Origin of the sequence: Corynebacterium yudongzhengii, assembly GCF_003065405.1 — a bacterium.
GTDB lineage: Bacteria > Actinomycetota > Actinomycetes > Mycobacteriales > Mycobacteriaceae > Corynebacterium > Corynebacterium yudongzhengii.
On sequence record NZ_CP026947.1, the window covers coordinates 664,361 to 685,684 of the forward strand.

Annotated in this window: 22 protein-coding genes; 16 read left to right on the top strand and 6 right to left on the bottom strand. The window is 66.0% G+C overall.

All coding sequences use genetic code 11. From position 1 onward, the window contains the following. The first annotated feature begins 184 nt into the window (after positions 1-184). The 10 genes from hrcA to C3B44_RS03130 all read left to right on the top strand — a co-directional run bounded on the left by hrcA (position 185) and on the right by C3B44_RS03130 (position 9,313). On the top strand, positions 185-1,213 hold the full coding sequence (hrcA, locus tag C3B44_RS03085) for a heat-inducible transcriptional repressor HrcA (protein ID WP_108431080.1): 1,029 nt from the start codon (positions 185-187) through the stop codon (positions 1,211-1,213). 65 nt (positions 1,214-1,278) lie between these two features. Beyond that, positions 1,279-2,430: a molecular chaperone DnaJ gene (gene dnaJ / locus C3B44_RS03090; RefSeq protein WP_108431081.1), complete on the top strand. Its 1,152-nt coding sequence runs from the start codon at positions 1,279-1,281 to the stop codon at positions 2,428-2,430. Continuing rightward, entirely contained in the window at positions 2,427-3,149 is a 723-nt protein-coding gene (locus C3B44_RS03095) for a 16S rRNA (uracil(1498)-N(3))-methyltransferase (RefSeq protein ID WP_108431082.1), read from the top strand. Before dnaJ ends, C3B44_RS03095 begins: the two co-directional genes overlap by 4 nt. A gap of 50 nt (positions 3,150-3,199) precedes the next feature. Next, the gene (locus C3B44_RS03100) at positions 3,200-4,186 is read left to right on the top strand and encodes a PhoH family protein (RefSeq protein ID WP_235840424.1); all 987 of its coding nucleotides are present in this window, start codon (positions 3,200-3,202) and stop codon (positions 4,184-4,186) included. Further along, positions 4,183-4,806: an rRNA maturation RNase YbeY gene (ybeY, locus tag C3B44_RS03105; RefSeq protein WP_108431084.1), complete on the top strand. Its 624-nt coding sequence runs from the start codon at positions 4,183-4,185 to the stop codon at positions 4,804-4,806. The genes C3B44_RS03100 and ybeY overlap by 4 nt, the downstream gene beginning before the upstream one ends. Before the next feature lie 48 nt (positions 4,807-4,854). Next, positions 4,855-5,706, top strand: coding sequence for a pyridoxal kinase PdxY (pdxY, locus tag C3B44_RS03110; protein WP_108432532.1), 852 nt, complete (start codon positions 4,855-4,857; stop codon positions 5,704-5,706). 53 nt (positions 5,707-5,759) lie between these two features. Next, the gene (gene era, locus C3B44_RS03115; protein WP_199222411.1) at positions 5,760-6,692 is read left to right on the top strand and encodes a GTPase Era; all 933 of its coding nucleotides are present in this window, start codon (positions 5,760-5,762) and stop codon (positions 6,690-6,692) included. Positions 6,693-6,695: 3 nt separating this feature from the next. Then, on the top strand, positions 6,696-7,442 hold the full coding sequence (gene recO, locus C3B44_RS03120; RefSeq protein WP_108431086.1) for a DNA repair protein RecO: 747 nt from the start codon (positions 6,696-6,698) through the stop codon (positions 7,440-7,442). A gap of 27 nt (positions 7,443-7,469) precedes the next feature. Then, complete coding sequence (locus C3B44_RS03125) at positions 7,470-8,222, top strand: isoprenyl transferase (protein ID WP_108431087.1); 753 nt, start codon at positions 7,470-7,472, stop codon at positions 8,220-8,222. Then, a complete protein-coding gene (locus tag C3B44_RS03130; protein ID WP_108431088.1) occupies positions 8,219-9,313 on the top strand; it encodes a VIT1/CCC1 transporter family protein in 1,095 nt (364 codons plus the stop codon). Before C3B44_RS03125 ends, C3B44_RS03130 begins: the two co-directional genes overlap by 4 nt. A gap of 2 nt (positions 9,314-9,315) precedes the next feature. On the opposite strand, the gene C3B44_RS03135 is transcribed toward C3B44_RS03130, so the two are convergent. Beyond that, positions 9,316-9,786: a Fur family transcriptional regulator gene (locus C3B44_RS03135; RefSeq protein WP_108431089.1), complete on the bottom strand. Its 471-nt coding sequence runs from the start codon at positions 9,784-9,786 to the stop codon at positions 9,316-9,318. 87 nt (positions 9,787-9,873) lie between these two features. Then, positions 9,874-10,335 (bottom strand): ArsR/SmtB family transcription factor, encoded by a 462-nt coding sequence (locus tag C3B44_RS03140; RefSeq protein WP_108431090.1) that lies wholly within the window; start codon positions 10,333-10,335, stop codon positions 9,874-9,876. 278 nt (positions 10,336-10,613) lie between these two features. On the opposite strand from C3B44_RS03140, the gene C3B44_RS03145 reads away from it, so the two are divergent. The 3 genes from C3B44_RS03145 to C3B44_RS03155 are packed head-to-tail and all read left to right on the top strand — an operon-like array spanning position 10,614 to position 12,995. Further along, the gene (locus tag C3B44_RS03145; RefSeq protein ID WP_108431091.1) at positions 10,614-11,996 is read left to right on the top strand and encodes a glycine--tRNA ligase; all 1,383 of its coding nucleotides are present in this window, start codon (positions 10,614-10,616) and stop codon (positions 11,994-11,996) included. Next, entirely contained in the window at positions 11,996-12,502 is a 507-nt protein-coding gene (locus C3B44_RS03150) for a hypothetical protein (RefSeq protein WP_108431092.1), read from the top strand. The genes C3B44_RS03145 and C3B44_RS03150 overlap by 1 nt, the downstream gene beginning before the upstream one ends. Before the next feature lie 28 nt (positions 12,503-12,530). Continuing rightward, positions 12,531-12,995 carry a hypothetical protein gene (locus C3B44_RS03155; RefSeq protein WP_108431093.1) on the top strand — a complete coding sequence of 155 codons (465 nt, stop codon included), beginning with the start codon at positions 12,531-12,533 and terminating at the stop codon, positions 12,993-12,995. 990 nt (positions 12,996-13,985) lie between these two features. Here the strand turns inward: C3B44_RS03155 and C3B44_RS03160 are convergent. Beyond that, positions 13,986-15,992, bottom strand: a complete 2,007-nt coding sequence (locus C3B44_RS03160) for a TPM domain-containing protein (protein ID WP_108431094.1) — start codon at positions 15,990-15,992, stop codon at positions 13,986-13,988. 40 nt (positions 15,993-16,032) lie between these two features. On the opposite strand from C3B44_RS03160, the gene C3B44_RS03165 reads away from it, so the two are divergent. Together C3B44_RS03165 and C3B44_RS03170 are read left to right on the top strand one after the other, a co-directional pair. Then, positions 16,033-16,713: a YdcF family protein gene (locus C3B44_RS03165; RefSeq protein WP_235840423.1), complete on the top strand. Its 681-nt coding sequence runs from the start codon at positions 16,033-16,035 to the stop codon at positions 16,711-16,713. Beyond that, positions 16,710-17,987, top strand: a complete 1,278-nt coding sequence (locus C3B44_RS03170) for a deoxyguanosinetriphosphate triphosphohydrolase (RefSeq protein WP_108431096.1) — start codon at positions 16,710-16,712, stop codon at positions 17,985-17,987. The genes C3B44_RS03165 and C3B44_RS03170 overlap by 4 nt, the downstream gene beginning before the upstream one ends. On the opposite strand, the gene C3B44_RS03175 is transcribed toward C3B44_RS03170, so the two are convergent. Genes C3B44_RS03175 through C3B44_RS03185 form a run of 3 tightly spaced genes read right to left on the bottom strand, consistent with a single transcriptional unit; the run spans position 17,968 to position 19,313 of the window. Continuing rightward, positions 17,968-18,582: a suppressor of fused domain protein gene (locus C3B44_RS03175; protein ID WP_158268642.1), complete on the bottom strand. Its 615-nt coding sequence runs from the start codon at positions 18,580-18,582 to the stop codon at positions 17,968-17,970. The two genes, C3B44_RS03170 and C3B44_RS03175, sit on opposite strands and share 20 nt — an antisense overlap. Before the next feature lies 1 nt (position 18,583). After that, positions 18,584-18,883 (bottom strand): hypothetical protein, encoded by a 300-nt coding sequence (locus tag C3B44_RS03180; RefSeq protein ID WP_108431098.1) that lies wholly within the window; start codon positions 18,881-18,883, stop codon positions 18,584-18,586. After that, complete coding sequence (locus tag C3B44_RS03185; protein WP_108431099.1) at positions 18,870-19,313, bottom strand: guanyl-specific ribonuclease; 444 nt, start codon at positions 19,311-19,313, stop codon at positions 18,870-18,872. The genes C3B44_RS03180 and C3B44_RS03185 overlap by 14 nt, the downstream gene beginning before the upstream one ends. Before the next feature lie 102 nt (positions 19,314-19,415). Between C3B44_RS03185 and dnaG the strand changes: the two genes are divergently transcribed. Next, positions 19,416-21,320 (top strand): DNA primase, encoded by a 1,905-nt coding sequence (gene dnaG, locus C3B44_RS03190; RefSeq protein ID WP_108431100.1) that lies wholly within the window; start codon positions 19,416-19,418, stop codon positions 21,318-21,320. The last annotated feature ends 4 nt before the right edge of the window (positions 21,321-21,324 follow it).

Sequence of the window (21,324 nt, forward strand, 5' to 3'; positions counted from 1 at the left end):
ACTCCCTTTTCGGCCTTGAAATCGCCGGATCGTCGGTAGTTACTCAAATCCAGCCCCCACGAATCTCAGCCCCCAGAACCCCCACGAAACCAAGAAACCAAGAACCCCAACCCCGCCATATTTCCGAATCTCGCTTAAGCCACTAGACTGGCCAATTAGCAATCGAAGGAGGTGAGTGCCAGCCATGGCGACGGGGACGGACAAGCGTAGGCGTGAGGTTTTGCGGGCGATCGTGGCGGATTACATCGCCTCCCAGGAGCCGGTCGGCTCGAAGTCTTTGTTGGAGCGGCACCGCTTGAATGTGTCGTCGGCGACGATTCGTAACGATATGGGTGTGTTGGAGTCGGAGGGCTACATCACGCAGCAGCACGCGAGCTCGGGGCGCATCCCCACGGAGAAGGGGTATCGGGCGTTCGTGGATTCTCTGCATGACGTGAAGCCGATGTCGCCGGCGGAGAAGCGCGCGATCGTGGGCTTCCTCGAGGAGGGCGTCGACTTGGAGGATGTGCTGCGGCGTTCGGTGCAGTTGCTGGCGCAGTTCACTCGTCAGGCGGCGGTGATTCAGGTGCCTACACTGCACGCCTCCCGCGTCAAGCATTGCGAGGTCGTCGCACTCACCCCGACCCGGCTGTTGCTGGTGCTCATCACGGATACGGGCCGGGTGGATCAGCGTAACGTGGACCTCGGGGAGGCGGTCGATGACGATCAGGTCCAGCGCCTTAGGCAACTACTGAACAACTCTTTGCAGTCAAAGACACTTCGCGACGCCAGCGTCTCCCTCGCCGACCTCGCACAAACGGCGCCGCCGGACATCGCGCCCCATGTGCTCAGTGCCGCGACGGTGCTCATCGAGACGCTGGTGGAGCAGCCTTCGGAGCGTTTGATCATGGCGGGCGCGTCGAATCTGACGCGTTTCGCCGGGAAGTCGACGCTGCGTCTGCCGGGCATCATTGAGGCTTTGGAGGAGCAGGTCGTTGTGTTGAAGCTGATGGCGAACCTGCCGGAGTTAGGCAATGTGGCCGTGCGCATCGGCGAGGAGAATGAGGACGAGGAGTTGCAGTCGACGTCCATCGTGACCACCGCGTATGGCGGGGAGGGGGCGCCTTTGGGCGGCCTCGGCGTGGTGGGGCCGACGTATATGGATTATCCGGGGACTATTTCGAAGGTGTCTGCGGTTGCCAGGTATGTTGGCAGAATCCTGGCCGGAGAATAACCCCGTCGGCCAACATATAAACGCACAACACACTTAAACAGATTTGAGTAAGGACAGCTTAAACAGTGGCTCGTGACTATTACGGCATTCTCGGCGTGGATAAGGGTGCCTCGGACGCGGAGATCAAGAAGGCGTACCGCAAGATGGCCCGTAAGTACCACCCGGACGTCAATGACTCGGATGAGGCCGCGGAGAAGTTCCGTGAGGCCCAGGTCGCGCATGAGGTGCTGACGGATCCGCAGAAGCGGCGCATCGTCGATATGGGCGGCGACCCGATGGAGCAGGGTGGCGCGGGTGGCCCCGGCGGCGCGGGTGGTTTCGGCGGCTCGGGCGGCCTCGGCGACATCTTTGAGGCGTTCTTCGGCGGGGCCGCCGGCGGCGCGTCTCGCGGGCCGCGCTCGCGTGTGCAGCCGGGTAACGATGCCCTCCTGCGCACCCGCATCACCCTCGAGGAGGCGTTTAAGGGCCTGCGCAAGGACATCCGCGTCGATACCGCCGTTTTGTGTGACCACTGCGGCGGCACCGGTTCGGAGTCGAAGTCGAAGCCGGTGACCTGTTCGGATTGCCAGGGCACCGGCGAGGTCCAGGAGGTACAGCGTTCTTTCCTCGGCAACGTCATGACCACCCGCCCGTGCAGTACGTGCCACGGTTTCGGGGAGGTCATCAAGGATCCGTGCTCGCGGTGTGATGGCGAGGGCCGCGTCCGCAAGAACCGCGACCTGACGGTCAGCATCCCCGCCGGTATCGCGGATGGCATGCGCATCCGCATGGCGGATCAGGGCGAGGTCGGCCACGGCGGCGGGCCGGCGGGTGATCTCTATGTGGAGATTTCGGTGGATCGGCACCCGATCTTCCAGCGCGAAGGCGATGATCTGCACCTGCGCGTGCGTGTCCCGGCGGTGGAGGCGGCGCTCGGCACGCAGTTCGACGTCACCGGCTTAGACGGCGAGACGCTGACCGTCGAGGTCCCGGAGGGTACCCAGCCGGGCCAGGTGCTCACCACCGAGGGCGCGGGCATGCCGCGCCTGCGCAGGGAGGGTTTCGGCAACCTGCTGGCGCACGTCGATGTCGTCGTGCCCACCGACCTGGACGACCGCACCCGGGAGCTTTTGGAGCAGATTCGGGATCGTCGCGAAGAACCGGCCGCCGTTGACGATGAGGACGAAGGCCACCACTCCGGGTTCTTCTCCCGCTTCCGTGACCGTTTCCGCCGATGAGCCTGCCGGTTTTCGTCCACGACGACCTTGCCGCCGACATCGGCGAGACGCTCACGCTGCGCGGGCCGGAAGGCCGCCACGCGGTGACGGTGACCCGCACGGCGGTCGGCGATGAGGTGCAGCTTATCGACGGCCGCGGCACCCGCATCACCGGCACGGTCACGCAGACTGCGGGCAAGGACGTGCTCACCGTCGAGGTCTCAGCCCGTGAGGTCGAGCCGCCCCCGCGCCCGGAGGTCACGATCGTGCAGGCGCTGCCGAAGTCGGAACGCTCCGAGCTCGCCGTCGATCTGGCCACCCAGGCGGGCGCGGATACGATCGTCGCCTGGCAGGCGCGCCGCTGCGTGGCGAAGTGGAGGGGGGCGAAAATCGACAAGCACCTGCGCAAGTGGGAAGATGCCGCCTACGCCGCCGCGAAGCAGTCGCGCCGCTCGCGCATCCCGCGGATCGAGGGCCCGCTGAGCACCGCGGAGCTCGCCGAGTATCTGGCGGGCCAGAACGCTTATGTGCTGCACGAGGATGCGCAGGTGGGTATCGGAGAGGTGGATCTTGACGTCGATAAGCTCGTGGTGATCGTGGGACCCGAAGGCGGCATCGGCGCCGAGGAGCTCGCCGAGCTGGGCGCCACCCCGGTGCGTTTGGGCCCGGAGGTCTATCGCACGGCGTCGGCGGCGATGGTGACGCTAGCGGCGATCGGGGCGCTGACGAAGCGCTGGTAAGTTCGTAGGCAATCGAGAGAAAGGCCGTGCGGTTGGCGGGGAAGACTGACGTGGTGACCCTGAAGGTCGAGCTGGACGCGCAGTACGCGAATTCGGTGTTCGGGATCAACGACGACAACATCCGGGTCCTGGATAACCTCCTCGACTGCGACATCCACGTCCGCGGTGACAGGGTGCGCCTGCGCGGGCCCCAGCACGAGGTCGCGCGGGCGAAGAAGGTCTTCGCGGAGCTGGAATCCATCGCTCGCCGGGGACATCAGATCTCGCCGGAGACGGTGCGGCACGCGGTGAACATCGTCACCGTCGAGGCCCCGCAGTCGGTCACGGAGATCATGGGCGCGGATATCGTCTCGCGCCGGGGAAAGGCGATCCGCCCGAAGACGCTGGGGCAGAAGCAGTACGTCGACGCGATCGACAACAACACCATCGTCTTCGGCATCGGCCCGGCCGGCTCCGGTAAGACGTATTTGGCGGTGGCGAAGGCCGTGCAGGCGCTGCAGCTCAAGCACGTCTCGCGGATCATCCTCACCCGCCCGGCCGTCGAGGCGGGAGAGAAGCTGGGATTTCTGCCCGGCACCTTGGGCGAGAAGATCGACCCTTATCTGCGCCCGTTGTACGACGCCCTGCGCGACATGCTTGATCCGGAGATGATCCCGCAGCTCATGGAGGCCGGCGTCATCGAGGTCGCCCCGCTGGCGTACATGCGCGGGCGCACGCTCAGTGACTCTTTCGTCATCCTCGACGAGGCCCAAAACACCACCCCGGAGCAGATGAAGATGTTTTTGACCCGGCTGGGCTTCGGCTCGAAGATCGTGGTCACAGGCGATATCTCCCAGGTGGATCTGCCGCGCGGGCAGCACTCCGGGCTGAGGGTGGTGCGCGGCATCCTCGAGGGCGTCGACGACCTCGAGTTCTGCGATCTCTCCTCCGGCGATGTCGTGCGCCACCAGCTGGTCGGACGCATCGTCGAAGCCTACGATCGGTGGGAAGACCGCGGCCAGCGCCCAGACCGTGACAAAAGGAAGGACACCCAGTGAGCATCGAGGTCTTGAACGAATCCGGCTACGGCGGGGTCAACGAGGAGATGCTCATCTCGGTGGCCGCGCATGCGCTGTCCGCCCTCGACGTCCACCCGGACGCCGAGCTGACCATCACCCTGGTCGACGAACCCACCATCGAAGACCTCCACGTCCGCTGGCTGGATCTCGAAGGCCCGACCGATGTCATGAGCTTCCCGATGGACGACTTCGCCACCACCTCCTCGCAGCGACCGGACGCCCCCGCGCCGGGGCCGACGATGCTCGGCGACATCGTGCTCTGCCCGTCTTTCGCCGCCCGCCAGGCCGACGCCGCCGGCCACGGCCTGCCACACGAGCTCGCCCTGCTCACCGTCCACGGCTGCCTGCACGTGCTCGGCTACGATCACGCCACCGCCACCCAGGAGCGGGAGATGTTTGGCCTGCAGAACGAGATCCTCGCCGACTGGTACGACCAGCTGTCCATCCAGGGCACCGAGTTCCACCCCAAGCCGAGCGGTCCGCAGGCCTTCCCCTCGGCGGCGGATCGCGAGCTTCTCGACGAGAAGACCGCCGACGGCTCCGTGCCCGCCATCGCCGAGCCGCGCCCGGAGGAAGGCAGCGAGGCCGATGACGCTTAACCGGGGGTAATGTCGCCGCCGAAGAAAAGAGAGTGCACCATGGAAGCCATGAACATTCTCTCCATCCAGTCCGCGGTGGCCTACGGCCATGTCGGCAACTCGGCGGCGGTCTTCCCGCTGCAGCGCATCGGCCACTCCGTGTGGCCCGTGGCCACGGTCAACTACTCGAATCACACCGGCTACGGGCAGTGGCGCGGGCCCATGATCCCCGCCGAGCAGGTGCGTGAGGTTATCACGGGTATCGACGAGCTCGGCAAGCTCGGCGAGGTCAACGCCGTACTCTCCGGCTACCAGGGCGGGTCGGACATCGCCGACGTGATCGTCGAGACCGTCGCCCGCGTCAAGGAGCAAAACCCCAAGGCGCTCTATGCTTGCGACCCGGTGATGGGTAACGCGAAGTCCGGCTGCCACGTCTCCGATGAGATCCCGCCGCTGCTCAAAGAGCGCGTCGTGCCGGTCGCCGATATCATCACCCCGAACCAGTTCGAGCTCGGCTACCTCACTGACCGCACCGCTGACGATCTCGACTCCACCATCGCCGCCGCCCACGCCGCCCGCGAGATGGGCCCGGAGACCGTGCTGGTCACCTCGGTGTTGCGCCCGGATCGTGAGGAGGACACCATCGAGATGATGGTGGTCAACGGCTCCGGCGTGTGGCTGGTGCGCACCCCGTATCTGCCTTTCAAGCGCAACGGCTCCGGGGATGTGACCGCCGCTTTGTTTACCGGCCACTACGTCTCCACCGGCGATGCGGAACAGGCGCTGGGCAAGACCGCCTCCAGCATCTACGAGCTGCTCAAGGTCACCTTCGACGCCGATACCCGCGAGCTGCAGCTGGTGCAAGCACAGAACGCTTTCGTCGCCCCGGAGCAGACCTTCGAGGTCGTCCGCGTCTCCTAGACGGTGTATCCTGAGGTATCCCTTAAAAACTTCGGATTGCTGCAAGGAGCCAGGTGCTCGATTTCACCGATACCCCGGAGGGTTTTCGTTCCGGTTTCGTCAGCTTCGTCGGCCGGCCCAATACCGGTAAGTCGACGCTGACGAACGCCCTCGTAGGCGAGAAGATCGCGATCACCGCCGATCAGCCGGAGACCACCCGGCACCCGATCCGCGGGCTGGTGCACCGAGAGGATGCGCAGATGGTGGTCGTCGATACGCCGGGCCTGCACCGCCCGCGCACCCTGCTGGGTGAGCGTCTCAACGACACCGTCCGCGATACCTATGCGGACGTCGACGTCATTGGCCTGACCATCCCGGCCGACGAGAAGATCGGCCCCGGCGATCGCTGGATCCTCAACAACGTCCGAGAGATCGCGCCGCGGGTGCCGATTGTCGGCATCGTCACCAAGATCGACACCGTGAGCAAGGACAAGCTGGGCGAGCAGCTGTTGGCCGTCTATGACCTGCTCGGCGGCGATGAGGTCGGCCCCGAGGTGGTACCCGTATCGGCGACCGAAAAGCGCCAGATCGACGTGCTCACCGACGTCTTGGTCGGCCAGCTGCCGGAGGGCCCGAAGTTCTACCCGGACGACCACACCACGGATGATGACACCGAGACCCGCATCTCCGAGCTCATCCGCGAAGCCGCGCTGTCGGGGCTGCGCGATGAGCTGCCGCACTCCGTGGCCGTCGAGGTCGACGAGATCATCGACGACCCCGATGACAACCGCGACCGCGCCCTCGTTTACGCCGTCATCTACGTCGAACGCCCCGGCCAGCGCAAGATCCTCGAGGGCCGCGACGGCCGGCGCCTGAAGTCGATCACCGCGCGGGCGCGCAAGGAGATCATCGAGCTCATCGGGCGCAACGTGTATCTGGATCTGCGCCTCAAGGTGCTCAAGAACTGGCAGTCCGACCCTAAGCAGCTCGGACGCCTGGGGTTTTAAACCGTGCGCCGCGGCTCCTTCCGGGAGAAGGCCGTGGTGGTGCGCACCCACGATTTCGGCGAGGCCGATCGCATCATCGTGCTGCTCACGCGCGGATCGGGGTTGGTGCGCGCCGTCGCCAAGGGGGTGCGGCGGGCGAAGTCCCGTTTCGGTTCCCGGTTGCAGCCCTTCGTGCTTCTCGACGTCACCATGTACGCCGGCAAGAACCTCGCCACCATCACCACCGCCGATACGGTGCGCTACTTCGCGGGCCCGCTCATCGACGATTGGGATCGCTACTCCGCGGCCGCGGTGATCCTGGAGACGGCCGAGCAGTTCACCCGGCACGTCGACACTAATGAGGAGCTTTTCGACGCCGTCGTCGACGCCCTCGACTGGCTCGGCGAGACTCCTTATCCCACCGCGACCCTCGATGGTTTCCTCCTTCAGGCCATGGAGCTGGAGGGCTTCGCGCCGAGCCTTTTCGACTGCGCGGCCTGCCAGAAACCGGGGCCGCACCACGCCTTTAACCCGGCGGTGGGTGGGGCGGTGTGTTATGAGTGCCGGCCGTCGCAAAGCTATTCTGTGCCGGAGGAAACCCTGCACCTGATGTGGTTGCTGCTCAAAAGCCACCGGGCGGCCGCGGCGGAGCTGCTGTTGAGCCCCGAGGGGCCGGTGCTCGCGGAGCGGGCGCACCGACTGGTCACCGCACACCTGCAGTGGCACCTGGATTCTGGGATTCGTTCGCTGCGGATCATGGACCAGCATTAGGAACTGTTGTATTAAGAGGTTGTGAGGATGAAAGAAAACCCGCAGAAGGAAGCGCTGCGCCCTCCGGAGATCCCGGAGAAGTTCCTGCCGCGCCATATTGCGCTGGTTATGGACGGCAACGGGCGCTGGGCCACCGAGCGCGGCCTGGAACGCACCGAAGGCCACAAGCGCGGTGAGAAGGTGCTCATGGACGTCGTCGACGCCTGCCTGGCTCTAGGCATCGAGTATCTGTCAGCCTACGCCTTCTCCACGGAGAACTGGCGCCGCTCGCGCGACGAGGTTCGCTTCCTCATGGGCTTCAACCGCGACGTGTTGCGCCGCCAGCGCGACGTGCTGCACGAGAAAGGAGTGCGCGTCGTCTGGGCGGGCAGGCGGCCGAGGCTGTGGCGCAGCGTCATCCGCGAACTCGAAGCCGCCGAGGAGCTCACCCGGCACAACACCCGCATGACGCTGGTGATGTGCGTGAATTACGGTGGTCGGGCGGAGCTTATCGACGGCATTTCCACCCTCATCGACAAAGCTAACCGCGGTGAGATCACCCGCAGGGACGTGACGGAGAAGAACCTCCAGCGCTACCTCTACGACCCGGGCATGCCCGAGGTCGATCTGTTCCTGCGCCCGTCGGGGGAGAAGCGCACCTCGAACTTCCTGCTCTGGCAGTCGGCGTATGCCGAGCACGTCTACCAGGATGTTTTATTTCCCGATTACACCCCGCAGCACCTCTTCGACGCCGTGACCGAATACGCCCACCGCGACCGACGCTTCGGAGGCACCAAATGAGTGACGAGGAGCACCGGTCGAAGAAGCCGTCGAATAAGCAGATCAGCCGGTGGCGCCGCTATCTGGCCAACGAGCGTGCGGAGGCCGCCGTCTACCGCAGCTTGGCGGAAAAGCGCACCGGCTCCGAGCGCGAGATCCTCCTCGAGCTCGCCGACGCCGAATCCCGCCACGAGCAGTACTGGCGCGAGCGGCTCGGCGATTATGTGGGCATGCCGCGCAGCCCGGATCTCGGCACGCGCTTTCTGGGCTTTTTGGCCAAGCACTTCGGTTCGGTCTTCGCGCTGGCGCTAATCCAGTCGGCGGAGTCGCGCAACCCCTATGTGCATGACGACGACGCCCCCGACAGCATCGCCGCCGACGAGCGCATGCACGCCGAGGTCGTGCGCGGGCTGGCGACGCGTTCGCGCGAGAAGATGTCGGGTGGTTTCCGCGCCGCCGTCTTCGGCGCCAACGACGGGCTCATCTCGAACGCGGCCCTGGTGCTCGGCGTGCTGGGCTCCGGCATGTCGTCCTCGGCGATCCTGGTCACCGGCATCTCCGGGCTTCTGGCCGGCGCGTTTTCCATGGGCGCCGGCGAGTACATCTCGGTGCGCAGCCAGAACGAGCTTATCGACGCCTCCGTGCCCCATCCGAAGTCCTACCGCCTCATCGGCCAGGTGGACGTGGACGCCAACGAGCTCGCGCTCGTCTACCGCGCCCGCGGGATGAGCGAGGACGAGGCTCGCCAGCGCGCCGCGCAGGTCTTCGCCGATCAGGCCCGTGGCATCGAGACCGAGGAGTTCTCGCAGGGGGCGCCGGTAAAATCGGAGGGCAGCTCGGGGGCGTGGACGGCGGCGGCGTCGTCGTTCATCGCGTTCTCGATCGGCGCGTTCATCCCGATCATTCCTTATCTTCTCGGCATGACGGCGATGCCCGCAGGCATCTCCGCAGTCGTGCTCGTTTCGATCGCGCTGTTGTTTACCGGCGGGGTGACCGGCATTCTTTCCGGCAAGCCGCCGGCGCCGCGTGCGGCGCGGCAGCTGCTGGTGGGCTTAGGCGCCGCGCTGGTGACGTTTGTGCTGGGCGCGGCGTTTGGAAGTGTGATCGGTTAGCGCTACTTCGCCGCCGCGCCGCGGTTTTTCGCCTGGGCCTCGGCGCGGGCCTGGTGGGCCGCGCAGTCCTGGCAGACGCCGAAGATCTCCGCGTCGTGGCCGGTGAGCCGGAAGCCGTGGGACTTGGCCACGTCTTTCGCCCACTTCTCTACGGGGCCGCCGTCAATCTCCTCCGTGCGCCCGCACTCGGTGCAGACGAGGTGGTGGTGATGATCGTCGGTGTGGCAGGCGCGGTAGAGCGATTCGCCGGAGGCCATGTGCAGCACGTCGACGGCGTCGATCTCCGCCAGGGACTGCAGGGTGCGGTACACGGTGGTGAGGCCGACGCGGGCGTCGCGTTCTTCCAGCTCCCGGTGGATTTCCTTCGCGGAGGCGAAGTTATCGAGCTCGGAGAGGAGGTCGACGACCGCCGTGCGTTGCCGGGTGTTGCGCACGCCGACCTTGGGCTTAGACGAGGACACAGACAAAGGCATACCAGATACTTTCTTTCGCCTCGGGGTGTAGTGAAACCTTGTAAATCTCCAGTCTAGCGCTACGTTCCTCGGCGAAATAGTTCGCACTTAAGGCAGCCCCGGAGTTGGGGAGGCGGGAAGGTCCGGGACCAGCCCGGGCATCTTCGTATCGGGGTCCTTGGGGGTATCGGGGTGGCCTACAACGGCAGTTTGCCCGAGCTGCGCGGAATCCGAGGCGTCCGCCTCGCCGAGACCGCCGGAGCCGTCCTCCGAGGTGAGCGCGCCGACGCGCTGGGCGAGGTGGATGACCTCTGCGACCTTGGGGGAGTTCAACGTGTAGACCACCTCGCGGCCGGCGCGGGCTGAGGTCACCAGGCCGGAGCGTTTGAGCACACGCAAGTGCTGGCTGATCAACGGCTGGGATTTTCCTAGCGACTCCACCAACTCGTGGACGACATGGTCACGCTCGGCCAATTTAAGAACAATTTGGAGGCGCTGCTGAGAATCGAGTGCACTAATGACTCTAGCGGCGTGGTCGAAAAGCGTGGGGCGCTCGTTCGTTCTCGCCATCTTCGCATTCTCCTCTTTCGGGGGCATCACCTGGCGCTACGGTGTTGAGGGTGTAACTGTCACGCTTCGTGGCGAGGCTCTCTTCGTGCGACCAAAATCGCCATCGTCTCATTTATTATACAGGTGTCCCAATATTGTTGGTAGGTATCGGGGTCAAAAACTTCGGGTTTATGCATCGATCAGGGGGAGGGGCGACGTGGACGTGGCGTAAAGACCCGTTAGACTGGTGCGGACTAACCGTTGAATACCCTGGTGAAAACAAGGAGTCCACCACCGCCATGGCCGCGTCTGTGATCGATACCGTCGTCAACCTCTGCAAGCGTCGAGGACTGGTCTACCCGGCCGGTGAAATCTACGGCGGAACCCGTTCCGCGTGGGACTACGGCCCGCTGGGTGTGGAGCTCAAGGAGAACATCAAGCGCCAGTGGTGGCGCCACATGGTCACCTCGCGCGCCGACGTCGTGGGCGTGGACACCTCCATCATCCTCCCGCGCCAGGTGTGGGTCGCCTCCGGGCACGTCGAGGTCTTCACCGACCCGCTGGTCGAATCCCTGCATACTCACAAGCGCTACCGCGCCGACCACCTGCTCGAGGCCTACGAGGAGAAGCACGGCCACCCGCCGGTCAACGGGCTGGCCGACATCAACGACCCCGAGACCGGGCAGCCCGGCAACTGGACCGAGCCGAAGGCATTCTCCGGCTTGATGAAGACCTTCCTGGGGCCGGTCGACGATGAGGAGGGCCTGCACTACATGCGCCCGGAGACGGCGCAGGGCATCTTCGTGAACTTCAAGAACGTCATGACCTCCGCGCGCATGAAGCCGCCCTTCGGCATCGCGAACATCGGCAAGTCCTTCCGCAACGAAATCACTCCGGGCAACTTCATCTTCCGCACCCGCGAGTTCGAGCAGATGGAGATGGAGTTCTTCGTCAAGCCGGGTACCGATGAAGAGTGGCACCAGTACTGGATCGACGACCGCCACCAGTGGTACATCGACTTGGGCATCAACCCGGAGAACCTGCGTCTCTACGAGCACCCGCAGGAAAAGCTCAGCCACTACTCCAAGCGCACCGTCGACGTCGAATACGCCTATGGCTTCTCCGGCTCCAAGTGGGGCGAGCTCGAGGGCGTGGCCAACCGAACCGACTATGACCTGCGCGTGCACGCCGAGGCCTCCGGCGAGGACCTGTCCTTCTACGAGCAGGAAACCGAGGAGCGCTGGATCCCGTACACCATCGAGCCCGCCGCCGGTCTGGGTCGCGCTCTGATGGCCTTCCTCATTGACGCCTACACCGAGGATGAGGCGCCGAACGCGAAGGGTGGCGTCGATAAGCGTGTCGTGCTCAAGCTCGACCGTCGCCTGGCGCCGGTGAAGGTCGCCGTGCTGCCGCTGTCCAAGAAGCCGGAACTGTCCGAGCCCGCCGCTGAGCTCGCCCAGAAGCTGCGCGGCTACTGGAACGTCGACTTCGACACCTCCGGTGCTATCGGTCGGCGCTACCGTCGCCAGGATGAGATCGGTACGCCTTTCTGCGTCACCTACGACTTCGACACGCTCGAGGACAACGCCGTGACCGTCCGCGAGCGCGACACCATGGAACAGGAGCGCGTGCCGATCGCCGAGCTCGAGGCCTACCTCGCCGAGCGACTGATCGGCTGCTAATGCACTACACCAGCTGGGACCGCAGCGACACCGATCGCCCCGCGCTCGTCGAAGAAGACGGTGTGCGCACACTCGCCGTCTTCCACGGTGATCACGCCGACGTCGGCGAAGAGCAGTGGAAGGTCGACACCGACAAGCAACACGGCATCTCGCTGCGCCGCCCCGACGGCCGCGAGTACCTCCTCCACGGCGATGTCACCTCCGACAAGGAGCTCAAGGCGTTTCTCGACGGCCGCAGCTTCCTCTTGGTCGCCGAAAGCTCCAAGGACTGGATCATCGACGACGTCGACGGCAACAAGGTCGGCCAGTTCACCGCCGCCCAGCGCGGGGTGCGCAAGGCGATCGTCGAATACGACGGCGACGTCGAGATTGACGATGCAGAAGCCGTGGCCCTCGGCTACTTCTCCCGCATGATCCTGGAGCACCGCCTCCAGCGCACGGGCACGGCGCTGATCGCGGTGCTCGTGCTGCTCACGATCATCGCGCTGCTGGCGTTCATCTTCTAGGATGGTTGCCGACCGAGGAAGGTGAGTGGTGAAGAAGGCGAACGACCGCGACGAAGGCAAGTGGACCTGGGACGGGCCCGAACTCCTCGACCGCCAAGGCGTCACCCTCGCCTACGTCACCGCGGACGTCCTCACCATCGGCCAGACCCGCCTGCTTCTCGAGCACACCATCGGCTCCATGCGCTTCCGCATGCGCGCCACCGGCCCAGACGGCACCTTCGGCACGATCGCCCAGTCCGGCTTCACGCTCGCCCGGCTCAACGCCCAGTGCGAGGACCGGTGCTACCGGCTCGAGCGCGTAGGGCCGCTGCGGCGGGAGCGGCGGATCGTGCTTGCCGACGGCTCCGTCGCCGTCACCCTCCGCCCCAGCGGCCCCGGCGTCCTCGAAGTCTACGACGGACCCGCCTCCGACGGGCTCCCGCTGCTCGACTCTGTGTTTCTGACCTACGGCTGCGCCCAAGTCGACGCCCCGCGAAGGAACCTGCGGGTGTAGGGGGTTTGGGGTTTTGGGTGCTTTGGCGGGTGCTTCTGGTGTGCTGGTCGTTCGTGTTGCGTTATCGCTGGTCGAAAGCATCCTCATCTAAAGGGGGTGCGCGGTCGAAAGGGCGCTTCCTTTCGACCGGCTGCTTTCGACCAGCGTGGGCACATCATGGGTGCATGGCCGGGCAGGCGCGAGACCCTACCGGCCGGTCGTCCCACCGGTCTCATCAGTCCATCCTGTGGGGCCGGCAGTCTCTCCGGGCTCACCCTGCTATGCCACGCTAGCGCTGGTCGAAAGTACCCCCATATAAACTCACGAGTCCCGCGCGGTCGAAACCAGCACTCCTTTAGGGGTGGCCCCTTTCGACCAGCGGTAGCGCGGCATTCGGATGTGGGAAGACTTAATCCCGACCGCGGTCGGTTCCGTGGGGCCTGCGTGGCATTCGAACACAAATGCTTGAAGGGAGAACCTTGAAGGACACAAAATCGGGCCATTTTCTCGCACAAACCCTTAAAGGAAGCGCCCCTCAAGCATCTTCCTTTAAGGGTTTGTGCAGCAGCAACGCCACCACACTCCAAAAGCGGACCCACAGTACGCCAGGCACCTTAGCAGACATGAGGCTGTATCGCGTTCGCGCGCCTGGTCGAAAGGAGGTGCCCCTAAAGGAGTTCCGTGGGGTCGAAACGAGTAGTCTTTTCTGTGAGGGTGAATTCGACCAGCGTTATCGCTGTATGACAGCGGTAGGCGCGCCGACAGTGGGGGCCTTACGGAAGGGGCTACGGGGAAGGATGGGACGACTGGCCGGCAACACTAACCGCCAACCCCCTCCGGACCCCCATGTTGCGCTTACGCTGGTCGAAAGCACCCTCATCTAAACGAGTCTCGCGCGGTCGAAAGGACGCTTCCTTTCGACCGGCTCCTTTCGACAAGCGTAAACGCACCATACGTTGACCACGCCGTCACCCAGCCCCAGCCAACGCAACCCAGCCAACCCCACCAAACTCAGAACCCGCCGCCGCGGAAGCCGCCGCCTCCGCCACCACCACCGAAGCCGCCGCCCCCGCCGAAGCCTCCGCCGAAGCCGCCGCGTCCGCCGCCGGAGAGCAGGGAGCCGATCACCATGCCGGCGATCATACCGCCGGTACCGTTTCCGTTGTCGCGGCGGTGTTGTTGCTGGTAGCGCTGGAGGTCGGCGCGCACGCTGGAGACGGACTTCTGGGCGGCGACGCCCGCGCCGCGGGCGAAGCGGTTGGCGGCGTGGGTGTCTTTGGTGCGCAAATGCTGGGCCTGGGCGAACATGCGCTTGGCCTCGGCGAGGTGGGTGCGCGCTTCGGAGCCGACCACGCGTCCGCGCGAGGAGATGAGGTCTTCGGCGCCTTCGATCTGGGAGGCCACGGTCGCCAGTTGTTGGTCGACCACGGCGAGTTTGCGCTTCTGGTCCTGGTGGCCTCGGCGGGCGGAGTCGAGGGCGTCGTCAAGTTCGGAGTCCGCAGACATGAGCTGCTGATAAGCGCTCAACGGGTCGGTGGCGCCCTCGGTGCGGGCGTATTCGAGCTCCGTGCGGGCCTGGTCGACGGCTTTCTCCAAAGCCTCCCAGTCGACCTGCGAGCCGGCGGAGCGTCCGGCCTTTTTGAGTTCGCCGGCCTCGCCGATTTCGTCTTCGACCTCGGCGATGAGATCGGGCAGGCCGTTCTTCGCGGTGGCGATGTTGGTCTCGGCGTGCTCGATGCCGCCGAGCAGGTCGTCGGCTAGGTTGACGGCGCGCTCGGAGTCGCGGATGGCGTCGATAAGCCCGCCCTGCTGCCCGGCCGGCCGCTGCTGCAGGTGACGTGCCTGGGAGAGGGCCTTCTCGCCTTCGTCGAGGGCGACGCGGGCCATCTCGTCGTTGTCGTTGATGCTGTCGATAACTTCGGCTGGGTACTCGGCGCGCAAGGACTCCAGGGTCGCGGTGGCAGGCTCTAAGCGGGCGCGCAGGTCCACGGTCTTCTGCGTGAGCTCGTCCAGCTTGGACGAGGCGTTGATGAGCAGGTTGCGCAGCTCGCGGAACTTGTCGGACTGCTCGTCGAGCGCTTGGTCCGCCTGGCCGCACGAGGAGATGACCTCGGTGTAGAGCGCGCGCTTTTCCTGCTCGGATTCTGGGATGGAGTCGTTGAGCTGCGCGCGGATCTGGTAAGCGCGCTGGAGTGCGGAGTTCGCCTGGTTGACCGCGCGCAAGAATGGGCGGGTGCGCTCGGGGCCGAACTCGCCGGAGGCGATCTTCAGCTCCTCCTGGGCGTTGCGCACGGATTCGTCGGTGGCGACGATGACCTCCTCCGCACGCTCCTCCAACGCCGAGAGCGGCAGCGCCGCGATCGCCCGGGTATCCGCGTGATCCAGCTCGCGGGACTGCTTGAGGGCGTCGCCGAGCTGCTTCGACTTGTTCCGGCGCGTCAGCCACCACGCGCCGCCACCTACGGCCACCACGCCGGCGCCGCCGGCGATCAGCCAGCCGGCACCGCTGCCGTCGCCCCCCTCGCCGGCGGCGGAACCTGTCACCTCGTCGACGCCCGCGATGGGGGCGCCCGCGAAGTCACGGTTCTGCAGGGCGGTGAGCGCGCCGGAGTTGAAGTTGTCGAGCTGCTGGTCGCTCCACGCCTCGCCGCCGTAGAAGCCGTACTGGCTCGTATCGACGGCCACCGCGAACACCCCGACGTTGCCCCCACCGGAGGCCTCGACGGCGGCGCCCGTGAACTCCTGCGGGGACTGGGAGCCGAAGTCGTTGGCAAAAATCACGCGCAGGGTCAGCCGCTCTTCGTCCTGCAGCCGCCGGGCGGCGTCCTCGATCTCGGCGACCTCGTCGGCAGACAGGATGCCGGCCTCATCGGTGACGGCCTCCGTGAGCATCGCCTGTGCGACTACTTCCGTGGAGCCGGGGGCCGCGAGGGCGGGGGATGCGGGCAAGAAAACAACCGCGCCCGCGGCGGTGGCGGCCAGCAGGCGGGGGAAAAGACGTGCGCGCGAGTGTTTCATGCCCACAACCTTACCGCCGTTTTGGGCATACTTGCGTGATGTGAAAGCTTTCCGGATCCTCGCCCTGGCGCTGCCTGTCGTCGGGGCTCTCGCCGCTCCGGTGCGCATAATCGCCCACCAGTTTCTGCCTCGCGGCCTCGATAACCCGGACTCGATCGCCGTTTTAGGCACCGCGCAGTACGACGGCCGGCCTTCTCGCCATCTGCGCGCCCGCATCGACCACGCCCGCGATCTCGCGCGAAAATACCCGCGTACGCAGGTCTACACCTTGGGCGCCAACCTGCCCGGCGACCGTTTTACCGAAGCTGCGGTTTCGGCACGCGAGCTGCGTGACGACGGCATCCCAGATCAGCGCATCACCGAGGTGCCCGTCGGCTGCTGCACCCGCGATTCCATGGAGGAGCTGCTCGGCTACCGCCCGGGGTCCACCCTCGTGGTCACCGACCCGAACCACGCGCTGCGCGCCCAGATCATCTCGCGCTTGGCGGGCATCGACGCCTTCTCCGCGCCGACGCCTTATTGCCCATCGACGTTTCCGGCGAAGACGTGGTGGCTCACCCTCGCCCACGAGGTCGGCGGGCTCTACGTGCAAGACGTGCGCGCGCTCGCCGGCCCGCGCGCCGCCAGGCGCGTAGAGCAAGCTTTGCGTTACGTGGAGGGGTGGCTGCGTCCGTCGAGAAGAAAACGCCACCGTGAGTTGCGCAGGAAGGAGGGGCAGTGAGCTACGACTACCAGCCGCAGGACACCGTGCGCCGCTTCTCAGAAAAGCCTAAGGCCAGCCAGTACGAAGGCGCGGAGGCCGACGCCCGGGACGACTTCGCCCGCGATCGCGCGCGCGTGCTGCACTCGGCGGCGCTGCGTCGGTTAGCGGATAAGACTCAGGTGGTCGGCCCGCGCGACGGCGATACCCCGCGCACCCGGCTGACGCATTCCCTGGAGGTCGCGCAGATCGCCCGCGGCATCGGCACCGGCCTGGGGCTTTCGGGGGATCTCTGCGAGATGGCTGGGCTCACCCACGACTTGGGGCATCCGCCGTACGGGCACAACGGGGAGGTCGCGCTCAACGAGGTCGCCGCCGACTGCGGCGGATTCGAGGGCAACGCCCAGACCCTGCGGATTCTCACCCGCCTGGAGCCGAAGGTGCTAGACGATGACGGCAACTCGCTCGGCCTCAACCTCACCCGCGCCTCGCTCGATGCGGCGTGCAAGTACCCCGTGACCCGCACGCGTGCCGATGGCACCACCAACCGCAAGTACTCCGCCTATGACGAAGACGCCGCCATCTTGCAGTGGGTGCGCCGCGGCCATGAGACCGAGCTGCCGCCGGTCGAAGCCCAGGTCATGGACTGGTCCGACGATATCGCGTACTCCGTACACGACGTCGAAGACGGCATCGTCTCCGGGCGCATCTCGCTGCAGGTGTTGTGGGATCTCCTCGAGCTGGTCTCCTTGGCGGAGAAGGGCGCGCAGGCTTTCGGTGGCCACGTCGACGAGCTTCTCGACGCCGCCGCCCGCCTCCGCGAGCTCCCCGTCGTGGCGCAGGCTGCCGACTTCGATCACTCACTGCAGGGCTATGTCACCTTAAAGAAGATGACCTCGGAGCTGGTGGGGCGCTTCGTCGGCGCCGGGATCACCGCCACGCTGCAAGAGGCCGGCGACGAACCTCTCGGCCGCGGCCACGGGCGCCTGGTCATCCCACCGGATGCGGGCGCGGAGGTCACGCTGTTGAAGACCATCGCGGTGCTCTACGTCATGGACATGCCCGCCCATAAGGCACGCCAGGACCGGCAGCGCGAGCGGATCTACCGGGTCTGGGATTACCTCACAGCTGCCGGGATCGGCGGGCTCGACCGGGTGTATCGCCACTGGTATGAGCGCGCGGAGACCCCTGCCGAGCGCGAGCGCGTGATCGTCGACCAGATCGCCTCCCTGACCGAGTCCCGCCTCGAGCGCCTCGCCCGCAACTCCGCGGACCTCAGCGGCTATCTGGGCTAGCCGGCAGCTGGGCGATGAAGCCGTCGGTGACCTCTCGGCTATCGACGACCACGTGATGCGTCTTCGCCTCGCGGCGGATGCGCATCACGTCCTCGAGGCCCCCGGCGCGGACGTGCTCGAACTCCTCCGGTGTGATCGGGGTGAGCGGCACGTAGCGTATCCCTTCGTGGTGGGCGGGGCGGGAGGGGACGTGGACGTCGATAAGCACCGGCACGATGAGCCGGCCCTGCAGTTCGCCATAGAGGTTTAAAGGGGCGCTCGGCGGGGCGGGCAGCGCCGTGGCGGCCGGCAGGGGCAGCAGCGCGCCGGTGGCGATGCCGGAGGCGAAGCTGGATAGCAGGCTGAGATGCCACTGGTGTTCGACCTGGCCGCGCAGGATGCCCTCGGCGTGGGGCAGTTCCAGATAGCACTCGAGCCCGCGGGGAAAGAGGCCCTCGGTGGCGATGATGAGCGACTGCCAGGTGCGAATGATGCGGTAGCGCTCATACCCAGTGGGCCAGCTCGGCAGGCCGCGGGCGAAAGCAGAATCGGTGCGATCGATCAGCGGGTCATCCGAGACGCCGAGGCGATCCCAGTAGTCGTGAGCTGCGGGCATCTCAGCGCACCAAGACGATGCCGAGGTCTTTAAAGACGGCGCGGATGGCGCGGTCATCGGCCTCGTTGAGCTGCCAGGCCGAGCAGATCACTTTCTTCACCTTCGCCTCCTTGAGCAGATCCGCCATCGCGTCGAGGTTCTTCGGCGCGGGGCGCTTGACCTGCTTCGGCTGGCGCAGCGCCGAGGCGAGCTCGGAGAAGAACTCCTCCCGGGAGGTCAACGGGTGGGTGAGCAGCACCGGGGAACCGGAGTGGTCCGGGTAGGAGTAGACGAGGAAGTGGTTCGGGTTATGTTTCGGCATCGGGAATCTCGCAGAAGGACTCGTAGTGGTCGTCCGTGTAGTACCAGACCTCAGGATCCGTCTCGGTGCCGCCGCCGGTGACGATGCGGCGTTCACCCCGGTGATCCAGCCCTGGCGTGACAACCGTGTATTCACGGTAGTAGCCCAGTTCCTCATCAGGAAGGACGCCCTCGTAGTTGCCGAAGCGCGTGTTGTCGTTCTCCGGGAACTGATAAGGTCCGCCGGCCTGGATGTCCGCGGCCGTATCGTGCGCCTCGTCCGGCAGGGTCTCCATCGCGCAGGTGTCCGACCCGCTGGCCACGCCGCCGGAGCCACCGAAGCTATCGAAGCCGTAGAGTCCCAGGTACGCTGCCCCAGCGGCGAGCAGGAGCCCGGCGACCGAGGCCACAGCTGTCGGGCCCTTGCGCCCGCGCGATGAGGAATCTGTCATGGTCTTATCGTCGCACGGCTTTCCGACGATTGCGAAACGCTCGTACAAGGAGCGCGAAAAGCGCGGCCGGCGGGTTTGGCCCCGCGCGCTAGAATCGTCCCCATGGCGAAGGGCAGGATTCCGCAGAGCGATATCGAGGCGATTCGCGAGCGTGCCCCGATCGAGGAGATCGTGGGCGAATATGTCCAGCTCAAACCCGCCGGCCACGACTCACTCAAGGGCCTAAGCCCCTTCAAGGACGAGCGCACCCCGTCGTTCCACGTCCGTCCCGCGCGCGGCTACTACCACTGCTTCTCCACGGACAAGGGCGGTGACGTCTTCTCCTTCCTCATGGAAGTCGAACAGTTGAGCTTCCCCGAGGCGGTCGAGGCGGTGGCCGACAAGATCGGCTACCACATCCGCTACGAGGGCGGCTCGACCGGCGGGCGCAACTACGAGCCCGGCACCCGCAAGCGCCTGCTGGCGGCGAACAAGGCTGCCCACGAGTACTACCGCGCCCAGCTGGAGACCCCGGAGGCAGAGAAGGCCCGCAACCTGCTGTTGGACCGCGGCTTCAGTCCCGAGCTCATCCACCACTTCGAGTGCGGCTACGCCCCGCAGGGCTGGGAGCATCTCACCAAACACCTGCTGCGCAAGGGTTTTTCCCAGAAGGAGCTTGAGACCGCCGGCTTATCGACGATCACCAGCCGCGGCACCTACATCGACCAGTTCCGCGGCCGCCTGCTCTGGCCGATCAAGGACGTCACGGGCAACGTCATCGGCTTCGGCGCCCGCAAGCTCTATGACGACGACCCCGCGGGTAAGTACATGAACACCCGCGAGACGATGCTTTACAACAAGTCCAAGGTCCTCTTCGGGCTGCATGAGGCGAAGAAGCATATCGCCCGCGAGCACCAGGCGGTCGTGGTCGAGGGGTATACCGACGTCATGGCCATGCACGCCGCCGGGGTGAAAACGGCGGTGGCCTCCTCAGGCACGGCGTTCGGCACAGAGCACCTGCAGGTGCTGCGCCGCCACATGCTCGACGATAACTACTTCCGCGGCGAGCTCATCTACGTCTTCGACGGCGACGAGGCCGGCCAGAAGGCCGCCCTGCGCGCCTTCGAGGGGGACCAGAACTTCACCGGCCAGTCTTTCGTCGCCGTCGCCCCCGAGGGGCTCGACCCCTGCGACCTGCGCATGGAGAAGGGCGATGTGGCGCTGCGGGATCTGGTGGCCGCGCGGATCCCGATGTTCGAGTTCGTGATCACCTCGCTGCTCAACGAGTACCGCACCGACACCGCCGAGGGGCGTCTCCAAGCTTTGCGACGCACCATCCCCGTCGTCGCCGGCGTCCGCGACGAGGTCCTGCGCACCGACTACGCCCGCCAGCTCGCCGGCTGGGTCGGCTGGTCGGACCCCGATGACATCCTGCGCCAAGTCCGCGAGGAGGTGGCCAAGCCGAAGAAGGACACCCGGCGCTTGCCCCGGGCCACGCGTTTCGACGACGCCACCACCCGCCCCGCCGACGAGAACCCCATGGTCATCCCGCCGAATCCGCGCGATCCCCGGCTGTGGCCCGAGCGCGAGGCCATCAAGCTGGCGCTGCAAGAGCCGCAGGTGGCGGGCAGCTACTTCGACGGGCTTGCCGACGACGCCTTCACCAACTCCGCCTACCAGGCCATCCGGGATGCGATCGCCAAGGCCGGGGGCCTCGAGAACGCCGGTGACGGGGGAGTCGACTGGATCGCCGCGGTGGCCGGCGAGATGCTCGACTACTCGGGGCGTAACTTCGTCTCCGAGCTGGCGGTCGAGGAGATCCGCAGCGACAAGCCTCTAGAGGAATACGCCGACACGGTGCTGTGCCGTTTGCAGGAGCAGCTCGTCGGCAACCAAATTGCTCTGCTCAAAGCCCAGCTGCAGCGTATGCGCCCGACCGAGAACCAGGAGGCCTACAACAGCCTGTTTTCCGACATCGTGGCGCTCGAGCAAGCGCGCCGAGAGCTCAACGACCGGGCGTTTCGCTGATTTT

Excerpts from the sequence above, each read along its gene's own strand:
- pdxY (WP_108432532.1), top strand. The coding sequence starts at position 4,855 with ATGAACATTCTCTCCATCCAGTCCGCGGTGGCCTACGGCCATGTCGGC.
- C3B44_RS03175 (WP_158268642.1), bottom strand. The coding sequence starts at position 18,582 with ATGCCCGCAGCTCACGACTACTGGGATCGCCTCGGCGTCTCGGATGAC.
- C3B44_RS03140 (WP_108431090.1), bottom strand. The coding sequence starts at position 10,335 with ATGGCGAGAACGAACGAGCGCCCCACGCTTTTCGACCACGCCGCTAGA.
- C3B44_RS03150 (WP_108431092.1), top strand. The coding sequence starts at position 11,996 with ATGCACTACACCAGCTGGGACCGCAGCGACACCGATCGCCCCGCGCTC.
- C3B44_RS03095 (WP_108431082.1), top strand. The coding sequence starts at position 2,427 with ATGAGCCTGCCGGTTTTCGTCCACGACGACCTTGCCGCCGACATCGGC.
- hrcA (WP_108431080.1), top strand. The coding sequence starts at position 185 with ATGGCGACGGGGACGGACAAGCGTAGGCGTGAGGTTTTGCGGGCGATC.
- C3B44_RS03185 (WP_108431099.1), bottom strand. The coding sequence starts at position 19,313 with ATGACAGATTCCTCATCGCGCGGGCGCAAGGGCCCGACAGCTGTGGCC.
- dnaG (WP_108431100.1), top strand. The coding sequence starts at position 19,416 with ATGGCGAAGGGCAGGATTCCGCAGAGCGATATCGAGGCGATTCGCGAG.
- C3B44_RS03180 (WP_108431098.1), bottom strand. The coding sequence starts at position 18,883 with ATGCCGAAACATAACCCGAACCACTTCCTCGTCTACTCCTACCCGGAC.
- C3B44_RS03135 (WP_108431089.1), bottom strand. The coding sequence starts at position 9,786 with ATGCCTTTGTCTGTGTCCTCGTCTAAGCCCAAGGTCGGCGTGCGCAAC.
- C3B44_RS03160 (WP_108431094.1), bottom strand. The coding sequence starts at position 15,992 with ATGAAACACTCGCGCGCACGTCTTTTCCCCCGCCTGCTGGCCGCCACC.
- C3B44_RS03125 (WP_108431087.1), top strand. The coding sequence starts at position 7,470 with ATGAAAGAAAACCCGCAGAAGGAAGCGCTGCGCCCTCCGGAGATCCCG.
- C3B44_RS03145 (WP_108431091.1), top strand. The coding sequence starts at position 10,614 with ATGGCCGCGTCTGTGATCGATACCGTCGTCAACCTCTGCAAGCGTCGA.
- C3B44_RS03130 (WP_108431088.1), top strand. The coding sequence starts at position 8,219 with ATGAGTGACGAGGAGCACCGGTCGAAGAAGCCGTCGAATAAGCAGATC.